The 19588-nt window shown below is 68.4% G+C and carries 17 protein-coding genes; 8 read left to right on the plus strand and 9 right to left on the minus strand.

Annotation, left to right across the window (positions count from 1 at the left end):
* Positions 1-26 precede the first annotated feature (26 nt).
* Genes ACFC1J_RS07115 through ACFC1J_RS07125 form a run of 3 tightly spaced genes read right to left on the minus strand, consistent with a single transcriptional unit; the run spans position 27 to position 2041 of the window.
* Entirely contained in the window at positions 27-407 is a 381-nt protein-coding gene (locus ACFC1J_RS07115; protein ID WP_375903837.1) for a DUF2304 domain-containing protein, read from the minus strand.
* A complete protein-coding gene (locus ACFC1J_RS07120) occupies positions 404-1132 on the minus strand; it encodes a glycosyltransferase family 2 protein (protein ID WP_375903839.1) in 729 nt (242 codons plus the stop codon). The genes ACFC1J_RS07115 and ACFC1J_RS07120 overlap by 4 nt, the downstream gene beginning before the upstream one ends.
* Positions 1133-1174: 42 nt before the next feature.
* Positions 1175-2041, minus strand: coding sequence for a glycosyltransferase family 2 protein (locus tag ACFC1J_RS07125; protein WP_375904480.1), 867 nt, complete (start codon positions 2039-2041; stop codon positions 1175-1177).
* 142 nt (positions 2042-2183) lie between these two features.
* On the opposite strand from ACFC1J_RS07125, the gene ACFC1J_RS07130 reads away from it, so the two are divergent.
* Positions 2184-3422, plus strand: coding sequence for a hypothetical protein (locus ACFC1J_RS07130; RefSeq protein ID WP_375903841.1), 1239 nt, complete (start codon positions 2184-2186; stop codon positions 3420-3422).
* Here ACFC1J_RS07130 and ACFC1J_RS07135 read toward each other — a convergent pair.
* Positions 3419-5575, minus strand: coding sequence for a hypothetical protein (locus tag ACFC1J_RS07135; RefSeq protein ID WP_375903843.1), 2157 nt, complete (start codon positions 5573-5575; stop codon positions 3419-3421). The genes ACFC1J_RS07130 and ACFC1J_RS07135 overlap by 4 nt on opposite strands.
* Positions 5576-5663: 88 nt before the next feature.
* Between ACFC1J_RS07135 and ACFC1J_RS07140 the strand changes: the two genes are divergently transcribed.
* Complete coding sequence (locus ACFC1J_RS07140) at positions 5664-6563, plus strand: glycosyltransferase family 2 protein (RefSeq protein WP_375903845.1); 900 nt, start codon at positions 5664-5666, stop codon at positions 6561-6563.
* Positions 6553-8358, plus strand: coding sequence for a glycosyltransferase (locus ACFC1J_RS07145; protein ID WP_375903847.1), 1806 nt, complete (start codon positions 6553-6555; stop codon positions 8356-8358). The genes ACFC1J_RS07140 and ACFC1J_RS07145 overlap by 11 nt, the downstream gene beginning before the upstream one ends.
* Before the next feature lie 54 nt (positions 8359-8412).
* Here ACFC1J_RS07145 and ACFC1J_RS07150 read toward each other — a convergent pair whose 3' ends face one another.
* Positions 8413-9549 (minus strand): NAD-dependent epimerase/dehydratase family protein, encoded by a 1137-nt coding sequence (locus ACFC1J_RS07150; protein ID WP_375903849.1) that lies wholly within the window; start codon positions 9547-9549, stop codon positions 8413-8415.
* 292 nt (positions 9550-9841) lie between these two features.
* Here ACFC1J_RS07150 and glf point away from each other — a divergent pair, with 292 nt between their 5' ends.
* Genes glf through ACFC1J_RS07170 form a run of 4 tightly spaced genes read left to right on the plus strand, consistent with a single transcriptional unit; the run spans position 9842 to position 14620 of the window.
* The gene (gene glf / locus ACFC1J_RS07155; RefSeq protein WP_375903850.1) at positions 9842-10978 is read left to right on the plus strand and encodes a UDP-galactopyranose mutase; all 1137 of its coding nucleotides are present in this window, start codon (positions 9842-9844) and stop codon (positions 10976-10978) included.
* Positions 10975-13047, plus strand: a complete 2073-nt coding sequence (locus tag ACFC1J_RS07160) for an acyltransferase family protein (protein ID WP_375903852.1) — start codon at positions 10975-10977, stop codon at positions 13045-13047. Before glf ends, ACFC1J_RS07160 begins: the two co-directional genes overlap by 4 nt.
* 38 nt (positions 13048-13085) lie before the next feature.
* The gene (locus tag ACFC1J_RS07165; RefSeq protein ID WP_375903854.1) at positions 13086-13880 is read left to right on the plus strand and encodes an ABC transporter permease; all 795 of its coding nucleotides are present in this window, start codon (positions 13086-13088) and stop codon (positions 13878-13880) included.
* The gene (locus tag ACFC1J_RS07170; protein ID WP_375903856.1) at positions 13880-14620 is read left to right on the plus strand and encodes an ABC transporter ATP-binding protein; all 741 of its coding nucleotides are present in this window, start codon (positions 13880-13882) and stop codon (positions 14618-14620) included. Before ACFC1J_RS07165 ends, ACFC1J_RS07170 begins: the two co-directional genes overlap by 1 nt.
* A 44-nt stretch (positions 14621-14664) precedes the next feature.
* Here ACFC1J_RS07170 and ACFC1J_RS07175 read toward each other — a convergent pair whose 3' ends face one another.
* The 4 genes from ACFC1J_RS07175 to ACFC1J_RS07190 form a co-directional block, all read right to left on the minus strand.
* The gene (locus ACFC1J_RS07175; protein ID WP_375903858.1) at positions 14665-15270 is read right to left on the minus strand and encodes a hypothetical protein; all 606 of its coding nucleotides are present in this window, start codon (positions 15268-15270) and stop codon (positions 14665-14667) included.
* A complete protein-coding gene (locus ACFC1J_RS07180) occupies positions 15270-16244 on the minus strand; it encodes a glycosyltransferase family 2 protein (RefSeq protein ID WP_105689638.1) in 975 nt (324 codons plus the stop codon). The genes ACFC1J_RS07175 and ACFC1J_RS07180 overlap by 1 nt, the downstream gene beginning before the upstream one ends.
* A gap of 111 nt (positions 16245-16355) precedes the next feature.
* On the minus strand, positions 16356-17651 hold the full coding sequence (locus ACFC1J_RS07185; protein WP_375903860.1) for an O-antigen ligase family protein: 1296 nt from the start codon (positions 17649-17651) through the stop codon (positions 16356-16358).
* Positions 17648-19054, minus strand: a complete 1407-nt coding sequence (locus ACFC1J_RS07190) for an O-antigen ligase family protein (protein ID WP_375903862.1) — start codon at positions 19052-19054, stop codon at positions 17648-17650. The genes ACFC1J_RS07185 and ACFC1J_RS07190 overlap by 4 nt, the downstream gene beginning before the upstream one ends.
* A gap of 210 nt (positions 19055-19264) precedes the next feature.
* Between ACFC1J_RS07190 and ACFC1J_RS07195 the strand changes: the two genes are divergently transcribed.
* Complete coding sequence (locus ACFC1J_RS07195; protein WP_292718093.1) at positions 19265-19582, plus strand: WhiB family transcriptional regulator; 318 nt, start codon at positions 19265-19267, stop codon at positions 19580-19582.
* Positions 19583-19588: the final 6 nt, after the last annotated feature.

Here is a 19588-nt window from a genome sequence, read left to right on the forward strand (position 1 = left end):
CCTGGTGTCGGCTCGGCTGCTGACTGTCAGCCCTGCGGACCTCGGTCGGAGGGCGCGCCGCGCTGCTCCAGTTCACCGACCCGATCCTCCAGCAACGCGACGCGTTCCGCCAGCGTGCGCGTCTTCTCCTCGGCCTGGGTGAGTTCGGTCGCCTGCTGGATGCAGACCAGGAAAAGTACGACGATGCTCACGAAGAAGACGAGATTCACCGGGACATCGATCCCGAGTATCCTGGCCGCACCCTCGAGGATGGACGGGAAGAGCGCGAAGAGCAGGCTCAACGTTCCGGCGATCAGCCACCAGATCGTGTGGCGCTCTCGGAGACGCCCACGGCGGAGGAGCTCGATGACGACGATGAGGATCAGCAGCGCGCCTACGATGCCGACGAGATAGCGGGTGAGGATCATGCAGCGGGCGCCGACCATGCTCGGGGACGGAGGAACGCGATAACCAGGGCGAAGAACGCACGGCCGAGGTAGATCGCTGACTTCACCGGATTATGCGAGGGAGTGCCTCCTGCGCGCTCTCTCATCGCGACGCCGATCTGGGTGAAGCGCAAACCTGCTCGATGTCCGGTCACCATCGACTCGATGGTGTCGCCGAGGTACTCGGCGGGGAAGTCATGAGCGTAGAGCGCGATGGCGCGCGGACCGTGTGCTTTGAACCCCGACGTGGTGTCGGTGAGGCGGGTGCCCAGAGCGCGACTCAGCGTCGCCGAGAGGAATCGCATCGTCCACCGTCGCGGCCCGCGGACCTCGTAATCGCCTTCGCCGGCGAAGCGGGCGCCGATCACGACATCGTATTCGTCGAGTCGGGCGACCAACGCGGGCACGTCAGAAGGATTGTGCTGACCGTCCGAGTCGAGCTGAACCGCCACGGGGATTCCGTTCTCCAGCGCGAATCGGAACCCGAGGCGCATCGCACCGCCGACCCCGAGGTTGAAGGGCAGTTCCAACACGCGCGCGCCTGCGCCGCGGGCGATCTGCACGGTGCGATCGGTGGACCCGTCGCTGACGACGAGGACCTGGGCTCCCGGAAGCGTCACACGCACTTCGGAGATCACCTGTCCGATCACCGCTTCCTCGTTGAAGGCCGGCATGACGACCAGCACTTGCTCGAGGGGGTAGGTCATGTCAGCAATCATATAGTGGCGCCGTTGAGCGCTCGTGCGCCCTCACCGGGTGAGGACGTGACGCAGAAGCAGCGACACGGCTGCACGATCGCCGTGCAGAAGGGCCGAGGGAACCTGATAGAGAGCGTTCAGGCGAGAGGTTATCCGCGCGCCGGCCGCCCGACTCGCCTGACGCCACCCGGCCACTCGCAGCCGGGATCGCGCTGCGCGATAGAAGTCGCGCTCCTCAACGAACCGGGTGCCATCGGTCGCTGTGTACGACGATGCGCTCGCCGCGTGCCGTCGGTACTGGAACGCGGTGGTCGGAGAGAGCGCGAATCGCCCGCCGTCGAGAAGGATGTCGAGCTGCAGCGCAAGATCCATGACGATCTCGTACTCGTCAGAGAAATGGAAGGTACGCAGGACGTCTACGCGCCAGCAGATCGCTGGGAAATACGACCAGTTCCCGCGCATCAGCGTGGTCGCCACGGCATCGCCTGACAGCACCGTGTCCTGGGACAGACGAGGTTGGATGAGCGCCTTGACCCGGTCGGCGAGCGGGGTCGCGTGCGTCCCACGGTCGTCGATGACCTCGACGCGGGGCTGCACGTACTCGGGCCGATCGAAGCGCGCTATGAGCGCCCGCACCGTCGAGATGTATTCGGGCAGGAAGCGGTCGTCACATCCCGGAATCACCAGGTAGTCGTTTCGCGCCAGGTCGATGCAGCGATCGAAGGACCGGCTGACTCCGAGGTTCTCCGGGTTCCGTTCGTAGGTGATGCGCGGTTCCTGCAGGTCTGCGAGCCAGGACGACGGGTTCCAATGGGGGTAGCAGTCGTCGAGCACGACCAGTCGCCAGTCGGGGTCGTCCTGCGCCAGCACGCTGAGTACCGCCTCCTTGAACTGCGCCGGGTCCCCGTAGAAAGGCATGATGATGTCGATCGTGCCTACGTTCACTTCGCGCCCTCCCGGAACCCTGGACTGCTGGCATACTTGCGGGGTGGGTTCCGAATCATGGTAGGCGACGTCCCTTGGATGCCGCTCCCGGCTCACGATCGAGGAAGCGCACATCATGACGGCTGATGCGGACGCCGTGCCCGTGACGTCTCGCCGTGGATTGCCCCTCGTGCTCGCCGCCACGGCGATATCGGCCGCGAGCAGTTTCGTCATCCTTCTCATCGTGGCTCCCGCTCTCGGACCCGCGGGCTACGCGTCGTTCTCCGTGTTCTGGGCGGCGCTGTTCATGCTCGTCGGGGTGCTGTTCGGCGTGCAGCAGGAAGCGACGCGGGCTGTCGCCGATGCGGTGCCCCGCGACACGTCGCGCCGCGGGGCGTCGCTCGTGCACTTCGCCGTCGTGCTCGGCGGCGGGGCGCTCGCCATCCTCGCGGCCACAGGACCGCTCTGGGCCGAGCCCGTCTTCGGCGCAGGACATACGGTCTGGGCGTTCCCGCTCGCCATCGCCGTGGCCTCCTACGTCGGCGTCGCGGCCGTCAATGGGGTCCTCGCGGGCAGTGCGAACTGGAGCGGCTTCGCCTTGGTGCCGCTCGTCGACGGAGTGAGCCGTCTCGTGCTCGTGGGCATCGTGCTCTTGACGGGCGCCGACACCACGGCCCTGTGCTGGGCGGTCGCCGTCCCGTTCCCCCTGTCGCTTGTCGTGGTCGCGCTCTTCTGGCGGTCGGGGATCGCGCGTCATTCGGTCGTCGGAGAGAGCTACGGCCGGCTCACGGCGAACGTGGCGCGGACGGTCGTGGCCTCGGCGGCCAACGCGGTGCTGGTGAACGGATTCCCCGTCGTCCTGGCGCTGTTCGGGGGAGGGGATCGCGCCGCGCTTGGTGCCGTGGTGCTCGCGCTCACGCTCACGCGCGCCCCGATTCTGGTTCCGCTCACGGCGCTGCAGAGCATGCTCATCACCCGGTTCAGCGCATCATCGAGGAGCGCCTCGATCCGCTTCGCGCTGCTCCTGATCGGCTGTCTCGCCGTTTTCACGGCCTTTGCCGCGTTCCTGGCGGCTCTCTGCGGGGAGGCCGTCTTCGCATGGCTGTTCGGCGACGGGTTCGCACTCGACGGAATGCTGCTCGGCTTCCTTGTGGGCGCGTCCGGATGCCTCGGCGTGCTGACCGTGACGGGCGCGTCGGTGCTCGCGGCGAAGCGGCACACCGTGTTCGCGACCGGATGGGTGCTTGCTTGCGTCCTCTCGGTGGTGCTGGTCGCGGTGTTCCCCGGTGATATCGGGACGCGAACGGTCGCCGGGCTCATCGGCGGGCCGCTCATCGGGGCCTCCTGGCATGCGGCCTTCGGTTGGAGGCGCTAGCGGACCTCCCCGCTCGCGTCCAGGATCGTGTCGACCAGGCGTCTGGCGCGTGCATCGAAGGAGTGCTCTCGTCGGATCCTCTCCGAGATCTGCGCGAGTTCCGCATCCGGCGGGAAGCGCTCGTCGAGCGGTTGGTCCGTCAACGCCAGCAATTCCCGTTCATCCCGGAACTGCCGGACCGCGCCGCCGAAGATCTCGGCGATGCCCTCGACGTCGTCGCTGATCGCGCGCCCGCCGGCCGCGACGACGTCGTAGAGGCGATTCGAGATGAACCCCTCGCGGCGCATCGCTGGCCAGTGGTCGTTGAGAACGGCTCCGGCCGACTCATACACGGCAGGCACCTCGTCATTCGGCAGATGAGTCCCCGCGATCGCGGATCCGGGGATGTAGCCGCGCCAGTCAGGCCCGTACACCCGCATGCGCCGCCCGGCGCGTACGGGCACGACGACCGCCGGGCGGGCGATCCCGCGCGCCGTTCCGACGAACACGAGATCGTCGCCGCGCCTGACTCCCGACGGGTGGAATCTGCGCGCGTCCGTGCACTGCAGGAGCGGAGCGATCGGCACGCCGAAGCGTTGGGCCGCGATGCGCGCCCACGCCGTGGAGCCGGCGAAGACGCGGTCGTACCCGTTGAGCTCCTCCGCGGTGATCTCATCCGGGTGACTGATGATCCAGAGCAGCCGGTGCCGGGCGTCCTGCGCGGGCAGCGGATGCGGTCCGCGCAGGCACAAGACGACTTCGTCGTACTCGGACGACGCGCGGTTCAGCGCGGGGAAGGAGTCGACCGCGACGTACTGACCGAGCCGCTCGAGCGCGGCGGCGAGCGAGCGTGCGAAATGCGTCTCCCCCCATGATTCGCCCCGCGGCCCTGCGGGGGCCGCGGTCTTGATCGCCCAGCGCAGACGCGGCACCCTTGTGCCGTCCGGGAGGGCGATGGATCCGGGGTCGGCGTCGTAGCGTGGGCGGGCGCCGTCCTCGGTGGTGGTCCATCCCGCGCGGCGCAGGCCCCGCGGGACGACGCCAGGGAGCGCCTCATTCGGGTCTCCGACCGCACGTGGGGCCCGGTCGACGTCGGCGCCGAGGACCGTCTCCCCCAGGAGCGTGCGTGGAGGACGACGGTCGCCGGCGATGTCCGCCACGACGGGGGAGTCGAGGGCGGCGACGAGGAGTTCGGCGCCTGCGGCGGCGGCATCCTCGCGGGGGAACCCCCGCAGCGCCCGATACGCATGGCCTTCCTCCACGAGCACGCCGGCGGAAGAGATGGAACCCTCGGGCGAGATCCACACCGGTGCGACCGGCCCGAGCCGTGCCTGGTCCGCGAGGAACCGGATCGACGCGGCTGTGATCGCGGCCCCCGGGGCGCGGCGAATGACGACGGCCCCGGATCCTTGCTCGGCCGAGTCCGATCCCTCGTTCTCGACGATGCGGATGCGCGAGTCTCCGAGGGCGAGGAGACGGGCGAGCACGCGTACGTTCCGTGGCGCTTCCGACACGTCGAGGATCAGCCGGAGGCCTCCCTCCGCGGCGCCTTCGGTGTGGTCTTCGCGCAGGACTTCCAGGGCGCCGCGCAGGCCCTCGCCGTCGGCGTCGTCGCCGTCCAGCCACCAGTGCAGCACGGCGCGCGGCGATGAATCCCGTGCACGAACGGTATGGTGCGCCAGGCCGAGCGCGGCCGCGTGCAGGGCGCCGAGATCGACGGTCGTCCCCCCGCGGAGCACGACGGCGCCGCCCGAGCGCAGCGTGCGCCACGCGCTGCCGAGCACTCCGCCCAGTGCATTCGACCAGATCCGGTCGGAGCGCGCATGCGCCGGGGCGTCCCAGGCGAGGGTGGTCTCGATCTCGGTCTGATCCGCGATCAGATACGCATACATCGCCGGAACGCGGTCGGAATCCGGCAACTGCGCGGAGACGAAACGCTCCGAGAACAGCGGGTTCAGGGACAGTCCTGAACGGAAGCCGCCGCCGACGTAGGCGCGGATCGCCTGCCGATCCGTGACGGGCCGGCCGAGCTGGCCTGACGTGAACTCCGCGTCGACGATGTCTGCGCGGCGGATCGTGCGCGCCCACCAGAACCGGTCGGCGGCGAGTAGCACCGCACTCAGGGCGGGCAGGGAGCGCGCGGCGCGCCAGAGTCCTCGGAGGCGGGTCAGCACCCTTCGGAGTCTATGCGGTCCCAGGGATGCGACAGCGGGAGATGGTAGCCTTCGAGCACCGAAGCCCCGGTTCCCACAGGAGAATCTCTTGCCTGAAACGTCCGCTCGAGTCGGTATCGTCGTCAGAACCAAGGATCGGCCGGTCTTCCTGGAACGGGCGCTGCGCGACATCGCACGGCAGAGTTTCGCCGACTGGACCGTCGTTGTCGTGAACGACGGGGGAGATCCCGCGCCCGTGGACCGGATCGTGGCGATGCTATCCCCGGAGCTCGGCTCCCGGGCCGCGGTGATCCACCGTACCGCGGGACTGGGCCGTTCGGCGGCGGCGAACGCGGGCGTACGTGCGCTGTCCACGGAGTTCGTCGTCCTGCACGACGACGACGATCTGTGGGCACCGCATTTCCTTGCGGATGCGGTCGCGTGGCTGCTCGGGGCTCCGGAGGACGCCGGGGTCGTGAGCCGCACCGAGATCGTCTACGAGCGTGTGGACGGCGAACGGCTCGTCGAGACGGGGCGCGAGCCCTTCTGGGGCGAGATGGCTCGCATCACGTATGCCGACGTGCTCCAGGTCAACAGATTCGTCCCGATCGCCTACGTTTACCGTCGCGCGCTGCACGACGAGGTGGGCTTCTATCGTGAGGACGTGCACGCGGCCGAGGACTGGGAGTTCAACCTCCGCGTGCTGCGTCTGCATCCGATCGGCTACCTCCGTGAGCGTGTGGGTGCCTACTGGATGCAGCGTCGCGGCGTGGAGGGGATCCTCGGCAATAGCATGTTTGTGCTCGCGGACGAGCACGACCGGTACGACCGCATGATCCGCGATGAGGCGCTGCGCGCCTTTGCTGCAGCGCACGGCGACGGGCTGATGCTCTATCTGTCGCGCTACATCCGGGACGAGGTCGAGCGCCAGCTGTCCGAGCACGCCTCGCTCGGACAGCGAGCCACGGAGGTCGCCCGGCGAGGATGGCGCCGGTTCCGTGGGCGCTGAGACCGAGGTCGTCGCCCAGCGCTTGGTGTTCCCCGTGGGCGGGTTCGCCGCCGACGTCGACGTCGACGCGCTGTACGTGCGTGGCGCCGCGGTGGTGGAGGGGCGCCGTGCCGTCCGGGTGCCCGCGGGCGGGCGTGTGTCTTTCGCGACCTATTTCAACGCGTTCCCGGCGGGGATCTGGGCGTCCGTCGCCGGTATCGACCGTGCCGTGCTGCATCTGCGCGCTGAGGGTGGAGGGACGCATCGACTCCGTGGGGTCACCGCTGCCGGCGTGCCGTTCGCACTCGCCGAGGCACGGGGCTCCGGCGCGCTCATGCTCGACTCCGGGGTGTTCCCTGAGGGCCTGACCTGGGTCTGGCTGGAGGTCGAGACGGGCCCAGAGCCCGTTCGGGTGAGCGCCGCCGAGTGGCACATCAATGCTCCATCTCGACCAGTCCGGATGGACGTGGCCATCACCACGATGAACCGTGTCGACGACTGCGCGCGGCTTCTGCAGTCGCTCGGCGATGCGGAGCTCGCAGAGGTGCTCGCGCACGTCGTCGTCGTCGACCAGGGCACGGATCCGATCGCTCCGCACGCGCCGGAGGGGTCACTGCGCAACGGCGCGCCACTGCGGGTGATCGTGCAGGAGAACTTCGGCGGCTCGGGGGGCTTCAGCCGCGGAATGATCGAGGCTCTCGACACCGGCGCGACGCATGTGCTGCTGCTGGACGACGACGTGCGGATCGAGCCGGAATCGATCCGGCGTCTGCACATCCTCGCCTCGATGGCCGTCGACGATCCTGTGCTCGGCGCGCAGATGCTCAGCATGCTCGAACCCACGGTTCTGCATTCGATGGGCGAGCAGATGGATCGCTCTCGGATGTGGTGGCATTCGACCGAACCGGAGCTCTCCGCCGCAGATCTCTCGACTCGGCCTCTGGAGAGCACGCCGGGACTGCGCCGGTTCCGTCCGGTCGACTTCAACGGATGGTGGATGTGCCTCGTGCCGACGGCCGTGGTGCGCGCCGTCGGTGCGTCGCTGCCGCTCTTCATCAAATGGGATGACGCCGAGTTCGGTCTCCGCTCCGCGGCAGCCGGACATCGAACGGTCACGGTGCCCGGCGTGGCTCTGTGGCACGTTCCGTGGACGTCGAAGGATGATGGGCTGGACTGGCAGGCCTACTTCCAGTTGCGCAACAGGCTCGTGACTGCTCTAGTGCACGAACGGCGTCCTCGGCGGGTGCTGTGGTCGACCTGGACGCAAGACGTGAACCATCTGCTGTGCCTGCAGTACGGGTCCGTCCGTTTGCGCAACGTCGCCCTGGAGGACATCCTGTTCGGGCCTGAGCATCTGGCCCCGACCCTGCGTGGCGGAAGGGCGAGGGCCCAGCGGATCCTGGCCGATGCCGGCCAGGCCGTCCGTCCGGATGCGGATGATGCGCCTGTGCCGCGGCGCGAGGAGTCCGCTCCGCGCGGCGCAGTCGCCCAGGCGCGGCGGCTCGCCCGGGTGGTCATGCACCAGCTCGCGCCGGTCAGACGGGGCGAGGGAGAGGCTGAGACGGTGGCGAGGGCTTCGGGCAAGTGGTGGCGACTGGGACTCCTCGACGAGGCGCGGCTGCGCAGTGCATCCGGTTCCGGGTACTTCCTGTTGCGTCGCTCGGTGTCAGAGGCCCTGACGCTGCTCCGACGCTCGGCAGGACTCCGGATCCGGCTGTGGTGGTCCTGGCGTACGCTCTCGCGGCGCTACCGGGATGCGGCGCGGGAGCTCGCGGGGGAGGCCTTCTGGCGGGAGATCTACGCCAAGGCGGAGTGACGTACGGGTGTCGCCTGCGCCGCGAGGCGAACCCCCGGCCGACACCGCCGGCCGTCACTTGAGCAGCTTGCGCTCGGCCATCTCCTTCAGAGAGCGCTCGTATCCGTCGGCTTCGACGGGCTCGGTCAGCACCCACTCGGCGAACCGCTTCACGCCGTCCTCGAAGGCGACGGTGGGTGCGAAGCCGAGGATCTCGCGCAGCGCGCTCGTGTCGGCGACATTGTGACGGATGTCGCCGAGGCGGTAATTCCCGGAGATGCGCGTCGGCACCTCCGTACCGTAGGCGGCGAACAGCGCGGCGACAACCTCGTTGACGGACGTGGCCACGCCGGATCCCACGTTGAAGATCCTGCCCGCCGCCGCGGGAGCGGTCGCAGCGAGGTACGTCGCCTCGACGACGTCGTCAATGTACACGAAGTCACGGCTCTCCTCGCCGTCTTCGAAGATGTTGATCTCCTTGCCCTGCCTGATCAGCGTGGAGAAGATCGACAGGATGCCGGTGTAGGGGTTCTTGAGCGACTGACCGGGACCGTAGACGTTCTGGTAGCGCACGGAGACGGGCTCGACGCCGGTGGTGGGAGCTACCGTCATGACGAGAGACTCCTGCATCTGCTTCGTGATGCCGTACACGGACGACGGGTGGACGAGGGCCGTCTCGTCGGTCGGGATGAGTCGCAGCGCGCCTTCGCCCGGCGCGTGGACCTCGAAGTCGCCTGCTGCCATGTCGGCGTCGGCCCGATGCTCGGGGTACACGCGCCGACCGCTCGAGGTTTCGTACGCTCCTTCCCCGTAGATGGACCGGGACGAGGCGATCACGATGCGGCGGACCGTGTGTTCCTCGTTGGCGAGGATGTCGAGCAGTTTGGCTGTTCCGCCCACATTGGCGTCCACGTAGCGGTCGATCTCGTACATCGACTGGCCCGTGCCCGTCTCAGCTGCGAGATGGATCACGATCGTCGCGTTGTGAAGGGCGCGCCGGAGATCCTCCTTCGACGTCACGGTTCCGACGATGACGTCTGCGATCCCGTCGAGAGAGCGCAGCAGAGTCGATGTCGTGGCGGGATCCTCGCCGTGCACCTGCGGGATGAGTGAGTCCAGGACCGTGACCGTGTGATTGTCGCGCACGAACCGTGAGGCCAAGCGGGTTCCGATGAAGCCGGCCCCGCCGGTGATCAGGACATGTTCTGACATCGATGCTCTCCTCAGACGTTCCGACGTGCTCAGCGGCGCTCGACGCGACGTCGTGCGAAACTCGGCCCGCGAAGACGCGAGCCGGCATCGACTTTAGCGCAGCGCTCTCGTCGGGCCGGATCCGGAGCGGAGGACAGCGCCCCGAACGCGGCGCTCGACGACCGCCCGCACGAGCAGGGCCGATCCACGGTTCGTCGAGTCGAAGACGTAGGATTGACGTGTTTTGCGATCGATCCCGAATGGTCGCAGGGCGTGTGGCGACCGAGTCGCGCCGCGCAGAAGGGCTTCACACATGGACCTCCTCATCGTCGGGTCGGGTTTCTTCGGCCTCACCATCGCAGAGCGGGCTGCGGCGGCCGGCCGCAGGGTCACCGTCATCGACCGCCGTCATCACATCGGCGGGAACGCGTACAGCGAGGACGAGCCGACCACGGGCATCGAGGTGCACCGATACGGGGCGCACCTCTTCCACACGTCGAACCCGACCGTCTGGGAGTACGTGAACAGGTTCACCACGTTCACGAGCTATGTGCACAGGGTGTACTCGACCCACCGCGGCGAGGTGTATCCTCTGCCGATCAACCTCGGCACGATCAACCAGTTCTTCCGTTCCGCCTACTCGCCCGACGAGGCCAAGATCCTCATCGCGGGACAGGCGGGCGAGTTCGATGCGCACGAGGCGAAGAACCTCGAAGAGCGCGGGATCGCGCTCATCGGCCGCCCGCTGTTCGAGGCGTTCATCCGCGACTACACCGCCAAACAGTGGCAGACCGACGCCAGGGAGCTCCCTGCCTCGATCATCAGCCGCCTGCCGGTGCGCTACAACTACGACAACCGCTACTTCAACGACACGTGGGAGGGGCTGCCCACCGACGGGTACACCGCGTGGCTGGAGCGCATGGCGGATCACCCGAACATCGACGTGAAGCTGAACGTGGACTTCTTCGACGAGTCGCAGCCGCTGAACAAGAAGGCGACGGTCGGGCAGGTGCCGATCGTCTACACCGGGCCGGTGGATCGCTACTTCGACTACGCCGAGGGCGAGCTGGGCTGGCGCACGATCGACCTCGAGCAGGAGGTCCTCGACGTGGGCGACTTCCAGGGCACGAGCGTGATGAACTACCCGGATGCGGACGTGCCGTACACGCGCATCCACGAGTTCCGGCACTTCCACCCCGAGCGGGCCGACCGGTACCCGACGGACAAGACCGTGATCATGCGCGAGTTCTCGCGTTTCGCGGAGCGCGGTGACGAGCCCTACTACCCGGTGAACACGTCGACCGACCGCGAGGGACTCCTCGCGTACCGCGAACTCGGCAAGGGCGAGGCGGGCGTGCACTTCGGCGGACGCCTCGGCACTTACCAGTACCTCGACATGCACATGGCCATCGGATCCGCCCTGTCGATGTGGAACAACCAGCTGGCATGACGGTCGACGCAGAATCCCGACGGGCCCCGCGGGCCGCGGCGGTGCGCCACAGCGCCGTGCGTCCGCAGGCTCCGGGCTACCGTCGCGACATCGACGGACTCCGTGCCGTCGCGATCCTCCTCGTCGTGGTGTACCACGTCTGGATCGGGCGGGTGTCCGGTGGCGTCGACGTCTTCCTGATGATCTCGGCCTTCTTCCTCACGGGTTCGTTCGTGCGCAGGATGGACGCGGGCAAGCCGCTCGCGGTCGGCTCCTTGCTGCTGAGCCGGTTCCGCAGGCTCATGCCTGCGGCGTCGGTCGTCCTGGCGGCGACATTGGGCGCATGCTGGCTGCTGCTGCCGCAGACTGCGTGGCCTCAACTCTGGAAAGAGGGGTGGGCATCCCTCGGCTATGTGCAGAACTGGGTGCTCGCGATCGATGGGGTCGACTACTATGCCCACGATTCCGCCCTTGCCTCCCCGCTGCAGCACTTCTGGTCACTGTCCGTGCAGGGGCAGGTCTTCGTGCTCTGGCCCGTGCTGTTCCTGCTCGGAGCTCTCCTCGTGCGGTGGACCAAGAAGTCCACGACGACGGTCATGGCATGGCTGTTCGGGCTGGTGTTCGCGGGATCGCTCGCGTTCTCCATCTGGGAGACCGTGGATCTGCAGACCTTCGCCTATTTCGACACCGGTGCGCGGCTCTGGGAGTTCGCGGCCGGTTCTCTGCTTGCGCTCGTCGTTCCGCTCCTGCGGCTGAACCGGTTCCTGCGCGCGGCGCTGGGCTGGATCGGGCTGGCGGGTATCGTGGTCTGCGGCATGGTGATCGACGTCCGCGGCGGATTCCCGGGGTACCTGGCGCTCTGGCCGATCGTGTCGGCGGCACTGGTGATCGTCGCGGGAACCCGCCCGAAGGGCGAGCACCCCGAACTCGGAGAGTTCGGCCCCGGCCGATTCCTCGCCACACGGCCCGTGCTGTTCCTCGGGCGCGACGCCTACGCGCTGTACCTGGCGCACTGGCCGGTGCTCATCCTCTGGCTGAGCGTGCGGGAGCGGCCCCAGGCGTCGTTCCTCGACGGTGCGGCGATCATCGCGATCTCGCTGGCACTTGCGCGTCTCGTAACCGTCTTGGTGGAACGCCCCCTCCGACTGCGCGCCGGCGAGCGCGGCGTCGGATGGCGGAATGCCGTGGTGATCCTCACTTGCGCTGCGATCGTTTCTGCGGTCCTCGTTCCCTGGCAGTGGGGAACGACGATGCATGTGGCGACTCTGCAGCAGGATCACAAACAGGCGTACACCGGGGCGCAGGGGCAGCCAGGCGTGGCGACCGTCGACGATGAGATTCCTGTCGTCCCGGGCGCGAACACGCCGTGGGATGACAATTGGACCTCGCTTGACCTGGATTGCACCGGACGTTTCGCGTCGCAGGCGGACCTCGTCCAGGAGCACTGCCGTCAGACTTCGAACGCGGAAGACGCGCAGCGCGTCGTCGTCGTCATAGGCAATTCGCACGCACAGCAGATGACGTCCGCTGTGCAAGCGGTCGCCGAACAGCGGGGCTGGGGAATCGTCATGATCTTCCGACCGTGGTGCTCGCTCGCGGCGGATCACCCCGTGGCGACGGAAGAGATGCGCTGCGACGAGTGGCAGACGGCCGCACTGGATCACATCGCGGCTATTCATCCGGACGCGGTGTTCACGGTGGTGACCGCGGCTGCCATGGATAGCCCGGACGAGCAGATGATCGCGGGACTGGACGATCTCCTCGACGGATTCGATGGCGCGGGCATACCCGTCGTCGGACTGCGCGACACGCCGCGTTCGGCCGTGACGAACTACTTCACGTGCGCGGTCGAGCGTCTGCCGTGCGATTTCCCCGTTGCCGGTGCGCTCGCCGCAGAGAACCCCGTGACCGCATACGGCGGGCGGATGAGGCTCGTTGACTTCACGCCTTGGATTTGCCCGCAGGGCACATGCCATGTGGTCATCGGCCATATCGCGGTCTACCTCGACATGAACCACGTCAGCGCACAGTTCGCCCGGACGCTCGCGCCCGCACTGGACCAGCAGCTCGGCGACTTCCTGAAGCCGTGACACAGGGATGGTCATCGCCGCCGCCTAGACTCGGAACCGTGAGTCACACGACGGCCGGCGCACCCGGAACGCCCCGGCGCTACTTCCATTCGCTGTGGCTGCTGTCCGCGCGCGACCTGCGCGTGCGCTACGCGACGAGCGTGCTCGGCTACCTCTGGTCGGTGCTGGATCCGCTTGTGATGAGCGCGATCTACTGGTTCGTGTTCACGCAGGTGTTCCACCGCGGGCAGGTGGGGGAACAGCCCTACATCGTGTTCCTCATCACGGCGCTGCTTCCCTGGGTGTGGTTCAACACCGCGGTGGGGGAGTTCACCCGCGCGTTCAAGAAGGACGCGCGCCTGATCCGCTCGACGGCGATCCCGCGATCGATCTGGGTGATCCGGGTCATCCTGACCAAGGGGCTCGAGTTCGCCTTCGCGATCCCCGTCCTCGTCCTCTTCGCGGTGTTCGCGGGAGCCGAGCCGAACTGGTCGCTGCTCCTCTTCCCCGTCGCGATGATCTGGCAGACCGTGCTGCTGATCGGCCTCGGCCTGCTCATCGCGCCGCTCTGCGTGCTCTGGACCGACCTCGAGCGCACGACGGCGCTGATCCTGCGCGCCCTGTTCTACGTGTCGCCGATCATCTACGGCTTCAAGGACCTGCCGCAGCAGCTGCACATCATCGGCGCGCTGAACCCGCTGTCCGGGATCTTCATGCTGTATCGGGTCGGGCTGTTCCCCGGTCAGTGGCAGCCCGAGCCGGTCATCATCGGCGTCGTCGTGACCCTGCTCTTCCTCGCCCTCGGACTGTTCACCTTCCGCTCGCTCGAGCGCGACGTGCTGAAGGAGCTGTGATGACCGAGCAGCACTCCGCGATCGAGGTCGACGGACTCGGCGTCCGGTTCCGGCTCGGCCGGCGCGGACGCCGCAGCTTCAAGGATCTCTTCGCGGGTAAGAAGCGGCGCAACCGGCCCGGTGAGTTCTGGGCCCTGCGCGACGTCTCCTTCCGCGTGCGGCAGGGCGAGGCGATCGGCGTCGTGGGCCGGAACGGTCAGGGCAAGTCCACGCTCCTGAAGCTCGTCGCCGGTGTCCTCCTTGCGGACGAGGGCCAGGTGCGCGTGCACGGCGGCGTGGCGCCGCTGATCGAGCTCACCGGCGGCTTCGTGGGCGACCTCACCGTGCGGGAGAACGTGCGGCTGACCGCGGGTCTGCACGGGATGGGGCGTGCCGAGGTCTCGGCGCGCTACGACGACATCATCGACTTCGCCGAGCTGGAGAAGTTCCAGGACACCCCGTACAAGCACCTCTCGAACGGCATGAAGGTGCGCTTGGCGTTCTCCGTCGTATCGCAGCTCGAGGAGCCGATCCTGCTCGTCGACGAGGTGCTCGCGGTGGGCGACAAAGCCTTCCGGGACAAGTGCTACCAGCGCATCGACGAGCTTCTCGCCGAGGGGCGCACGCTGTTCTTCGTCTCGCACAACGAGAAGGATCTGCGCCGGTTCTGCACGCGGGGCCTCTACCTGAACAAGGGCGCCCTCGTGCTGGATGCGTCGATCGGCGAGGTGCTGGACCGCTACAACGCCGACAATCCCTGAGCGCCGCCGACCGTGGCCGGCGCCAGACGCGGACCTGCGCCCGATCAGAGCCCGACGAGCGAGCGCAGCTGCGCGAGCGCGGCCTTCGCGTCGTCGAGCGCTCCGGACGGGTCGGATCCGCCGGCGTACGCCGAGCGCAGCGACTGCAGCTTGGCGGCGTAGGCGTTCACCGCCTCACCCCACTGCGTCGCGATCGCGGAGGGCGCGGGCTGGCCCGCCAGGTTCTGCGCATCGTTCTGCAGTGAGTCGACGACCTGCACCGCCGCGTCGCCGCTCTGGCTCTGCACCAGCTCGAGGCCGGTGGACGCGTCGTCGAGCCGGGGCTGCACCTGCCCGCGGAACGCGTCGACGGACGGGTCGGGAACCGGGGGCGGCGTGGTGGCCGGCGCGGTCGGGAGATCGGAGGGAACGGTCGTCGCCGTGGGGGAGGGCGCGTGTGTCGGGGTCGGGGTCGGGGTCGCCGTCCTCGATGCCGACGGGCTCGCCGTCGGGGTCGGGGTCCCGTCGCCCCGGGGGATCAGGAACAGCGCGACGACCCCCGCCACGACGAGCGCCGCCACCACGAGCCCGATGATCAGGGCGATGCGGCCGCCGCGCTTCTTCGGCTCATCGGGGAAGACCCAGACGGCTTCCGGCTTCTGGTCGCTCATCAGTCCTCCAGCGCGGGCATCGGACGCCAGCTGCGATCGCGGCCGATCCGGCCTCCGTCGCGCAGGCCGCGGAACAGGTTGCTCGTGCCGCGCACGGTCCGCTCGACGAACACCAGGCGGATGAGCTCCTTCGCGAAGGTCATCGCCGTGCCGAGGCCGAACAGGACCGGGTTGTACACGCGGTGCACGCGGTAGTACTGCTTCAGGTAGGCGCGGTTGCGCATGATGTAGTACCGGTAGGCGTTGCTGGACGCGTTCATGTGCCGCACGCCCATGTCCCACTGCTTGATCTCGCGGGTGCGACGCAGGACGAACTCGTCGACGATGACGGCCTGCGTGCGGCGGGAGGCGAGCCAGCCGTACATCTGGTCGTCCCAGTAGATGAAGAACCGCGGATCCGGAAGGCCGATCTCCTTGACGATCGAGCGGTGGATGAACATGCCCTCGAAGCAGCCGCTGTTCATCGGCTTGAACCCGGTGGCGTCGAAACCGGCGGGGGCGAACGGGATCGGGATGCCCATGCGCTCGGCGATCCGGTACTGCCAGTAGAAGGCACTGCCGTCGTAGTCGTAGCGGCGGCCCTGGATGCTCTTGAACCGAGGGGCCCACGCCCCCATGCGGGCGAGTCCGTCCGGCAGCACCTCGACGTCGTCGTCCATCATCCAGATCCATTCGGATCCCAGCTCGTACGCGGTGCGCATGCCCTCGCTGAACCCGCCGGATCCGCCGGTGTTGGTCTCCAGGCGCCGGTAGACGATCTCCGCGTCGATCCGCGACCGGTAGGAGTCGACGACGTCCGTGGTGTCGTCCGAGGAGGCGTTGTCGATGATGACGACGCGGCCCGGCTTCGGGTCCATCTGCACGATGCTGTCCAGCAGCCCCTGCAGCAGGTGCGAGCGGTTGTAGGTGACGACGACGATCGTCGCGGTGGCCGGGTCGAAGCCGGCGGCGCCGTTCTGGCGGTCAGGGGTCACGGATGTCGCTCCAGAGAGGGTGAAGGGGAGGTCTTCAGCCTACCCGCGGAAGCCCGTGCAACCCTGCGCACGTGTGCGCGCGCCTCGCAGCCCGTCCGCGGCGGCGGCGGGTCAGCGGTCCGGCAGCGGCGTCGAGCTCGTCTGCACGGCGTCGATGTTCTCCCGCCAGGACCGGGACTGGCCTGCCCGCAGGGCGCACAGCGCGAGCAGGAACCATCCCGCGTCGACGAGCGTGAAGCTCTCGAACACCGAATCCACGGCGAGGGCGACGAGCACGAGGGGCGTCCACGCGTACACGACCGAGCGGCGCACGCTCGCGACCAGCCAGGAGCGGACGAGGGCGACACCGCCGAGCAGGCAGAACAGCAGGAGGCCGCCGGCGCCGACCTGGAGCAGGGTGTCGAAGAAGGCGTTCAGCGCGCTGCCGTGGTGGTCGTTCGTGAAGTAGTTGATGGAGTTGAACGGGTAGAGCGCGTCGCTCCAGAGACCGAACCAGCCCCACCCCTGTGCCGGGCGCTGCTGCACGTAGGTGAGCAGGTTGCTCCACAGCTCGACACGGATGTTGAAGTCGCTGCCCGCATCCAGCACGGCGATGACGCGGGTGCGGAAGATCGCGATCGTGATGAGCACGGCGAGGACCACTCCGCCGATCGCCCACTGCAGAGGGCGCCTGCGGGCGGCGGGTGCCTGCCGCACGATCACCAGCGCGACGCTCGCCGCACCCACGGCGGCCGCGAGCACGAGCACCGTGGGGGAGGCGGAGAAGAGCGCCAGGAATCCCGCCACCACCACCGACGGGATCGCGATCGCCGCCGACAGCGACTGGGAGCGCCACTCCACCACGAAGGTGATGACCGCGATGACCGCGATGAACCCGAGCATGTTGCGCGTGCCGAAGAGGCCCTGGATCGGTCCTCCGGCCGCGAGTTCGCCCTGGATCCCGAGGAAGCGGAACGGCATGTCCAGCAGTATCCCGCTCATGATCTCGGCGATCAGCGAGGCGCCGAGAAGGATCCGCAGCGCGTCCCCGAGCGCCCGCACGGTCTGCAGGGTGTCTCTGATGTGGCCGACGACGACCGCGATCACCGCGTATCCGGCGAGCGCGGCCCAGGCCTTCAGCGAAGCTCCCGACGCGGTGGACCAGACCGCGCTCGCGAGCGTCCAGGCGAGGAAGGCGAGCAGCGTCGACGGCGCGAGGCGGAGCGGGCTGAGCTCCTCGCGGCGCACCCAGAGGATGCCCACGCCGATCACGCAGAGCACGGCGATGATCGTGTTGCGGGTCGCGGACGAGGTGAACGCGGCGATCGCGAACGATCCGAAGACGCTCAGCAGCGCGCAGGTCGTGTAGGCGCGCGCCATCTCGACCGAGGCGAGCGTCCTCGCCAGGCGTCGCCGCGGAGTGGTCATGCCGTCCGCCGGCGCGACTGCGGCGGCGCGCCCTCACCGGGACCGGATCCCACGAACGGCGAGATCTTCATCTTGAACGAGAGCAGGATCAGCAGCAGCCAGCCCCACAGCATGATCGGCGTGGATTCCGCGAGCCCCAGCACCAGGAGCATCGCGACGAGGACCGTCGGCAGCAGCGACAGCGCCGCATAGGGGCGGTCCTGCACGAGATCCCACCGGGGCCGGTCCACGGCGAAGAACCAGGCGCGCCATGCGAACGCGAAGAAGGCGATCGCGATGAGCAGCACGCCGATCGCGCCCAGCTGCAGGAACACGTCCAGCCACATGTTGTGCGCCATGAACACCGTGATGCGGTGGTCGATGATCCAGTCGTGGAAGGCCGGGTCCCACGGCACCCACGGGGAGGAGAAGCCGTTGCCGAACACCGGACGCTCGACGGCGCGTGACCAGACCTTGTGCCAGATCTCGAGGCGACCGGTCAGGTCGGAGGACTTGCCCAGGGCGCCGAACAGCACGTCGCGGGCGAACCAGGCGACCGCTGCCCCGATCACGGCGACCGCGGTGAACAAGGCGTACATCCTGGCGCGTCCGCGCGGCGTGCGCACGCGGCGCATGAGCAGGGCGGCGACGAGCACGAGCGCGCCGACCGCGAAGGACGCGTACGCGGTGGCGGAGCCGGCCCGGAGGAACAGGAACGCGGCGAGCACGATCCAGACGAGCAGGGCCGGTCTGCGTCGCGCTCCCTGCGCGTACAGCAGCGCGAACACGACCAGTGCGAAGGCGCACAGGATGCCGAGCGTGTTCGAGTTGCCGACGATGCCCTGCACCCTGCCGCCGTCGAACAGGTCGCCGCGCACCCAGTACCAGTGCGGATCCGGCTTGCCCGCGGGAAGTTCGGAGAAGAACGGCAGCAGTGGATGCCGCAGCACGAGCGCGACCCACAGCTCGAGCAGCAGCGAGAGCCCGAGGACCCACTTCAGCGCGCTCGAGAGCGCCCGCACGATCTCGTGCCAGCTCAGCGTGAACGCGATGAACAAGGCGACGGCCGTGATCGCCGCCTGCAGGGTCCAGGTGAGCAGCGTCGCCCACGGCCACCCCGACCAGAACACCGAGAGCAGGGCGAGCGCCGTGTAGCCGAGCGCCGTCCACGGCATCCGGCGCCACGGGAACCGCGCCGGCTTGGCCAGCGCGATGCGGGGGATCGCGAGGCCGAGCGTGCCGACGAGCAGCACGCCCAGCACGACGGCCGCCCCGTCCGCGCCGAGCAGGTTGAAGATCGCCGTGTGCGCGAACACGCAGAAGAGCAGCAGCACGATGTGCGCGCGCAGGAAGAGGTGTCCGGTGGACTCGCGTGCCGGAGCGCTCGGCGGGGGGGCCGTGGAGAGTCGGGAGTGCTGCGCCATCGTGGTTCAGAGTACCGCCCGCACCCTGTGACGTCGGGAGCGGGACCGGTCTTCGACACGCCGGCGCGACACGCCGTATGCGACGAAGAACGTTCAACGCGTGCTTGAGGGTTTACGATCCGCGACTTGACCGGGGCGAATGACACGGGTGTAATTAGTAGTGCAACGCGGCCCGCGGGGCACCCGGGGGGATACGAGGGAGAGGGCGACATGACGGCATACCGTTCAGACGTTCCCGACGACTGGTTCGTTGATCCGGTCCAGTTGGGGGTTCCGGGCGTCCGTCGCCCGACCGAGGGCGATGACAACGCACTTGCCTGGCAGAGCGACGCGCTGTGCGCGCAGACCGATCCGGAGGCCTTCTTCCCGGAGAAGGGCGGCTCGACCCGCGACGCGAAGCGCATCTGCACCTCCTGCGATGTGCGCGGCGAATGCCTCGAGTACGCGCTGAACAACGATGAGCGCTTCGGGATCTGGGGCGGTCTCTCCGAGCGCGAGCGACGCAAGCTCAAGCGCCGCGCCGGCTGAATGGTT

It is taken from the genome of Microbacterium sp. NPDC056052, from assembly GCF_042266785.1.
Classification (GTDB): domain Bacteria; phylum Actinomycetota; class Actinomycetes; order Actinomycetales; family Microbacteriaceae; genus Microbacterium.

Coding starts and splice junctions, on each gene's coding strand:
- ACFC1J_RS07115 (WP_375903837.1), bottom strand. CDS start 407: ATGATCCTCACCCGCTATCTCGTCGGCATCGTAGGCGCGCTGCTGATC.
- ACFC1J_RS07120 (WP_375903839.1), bottom strand. CDS start 1,132: ATGACCTACCCCCTCGAGCAAGTGCTGGTCGTCATGCCGGCCTTCAAC.
- ACFC1J_RS07125 (WP_375904480.1), bottom strand. CDS start 2,041: ATGCCTTTCTACGGGGACCCGGCGCAGTTCAAGGAGGCGGTACTCAGC.
- ACFC1J_RS07130 (WP_375903841.1), top strand. CDS start 2,184: ATGACGGCTGATGCGGACGCCGTGCCCGTGACGTCTCGCCGTGGATTG.
- ACFC1J_RS07150 (WP_375903849.1), bottom strand. CDS start 9,549: ATGTCAGAACATGTCCTGATCACCGGCGGGGCCGGCTTCATCGGAACC.
- glf (WP_375903850.1), top strand. CDS start 9,842: ATGGACCTCCTCATCGTCGGGTCGGGTTTCTTCGGCCTCACCATCGCA.
- ACFC1J_RS07160 (WP_375903852.1), top strand. CDS start 10,975: ATGACGGTCGACGCAGAATCCCGACGGGCCCCGCGGGCCGCGGCGGTG.
- ACFC1J_RS07170 (WP_375903856.1), top strand. CDS start 13,880: ATGACCGAGCAGCACTCCGCGATCGAGGTCGACGGACTCGGCGTCCGG.
- ACFC1J_RS07175 (WP_375903858.1), bottom strand. CDS start 15,270: ATGAGCGACCAGAAGCCGGAAGCCGTCTGGGTCTTCCCCGATGAGCCG.
- ACFC1J_RS07185 (WP_375903860.1), bottom strand. CDS start 17,651: ATGACCACTCCGCGGCGACGCCTGGCGAGGACGCTCGCCTCGGTCGAG.
- ACFC1J_RS07190 (WP_375903862.1), bottom strand. CDS start 19,054: ATGGCGCAGCACTCCCGACTCTCCACGGCCCCCCCGCCGAGCGCTCCG.
- ACFC1J_RS07195 (WP_292718093.1), top strand. CDS start 19,265: ATGACGGCATACCGTTCAGACGTTCCCGACGACTGGTTCGTTGATCCG.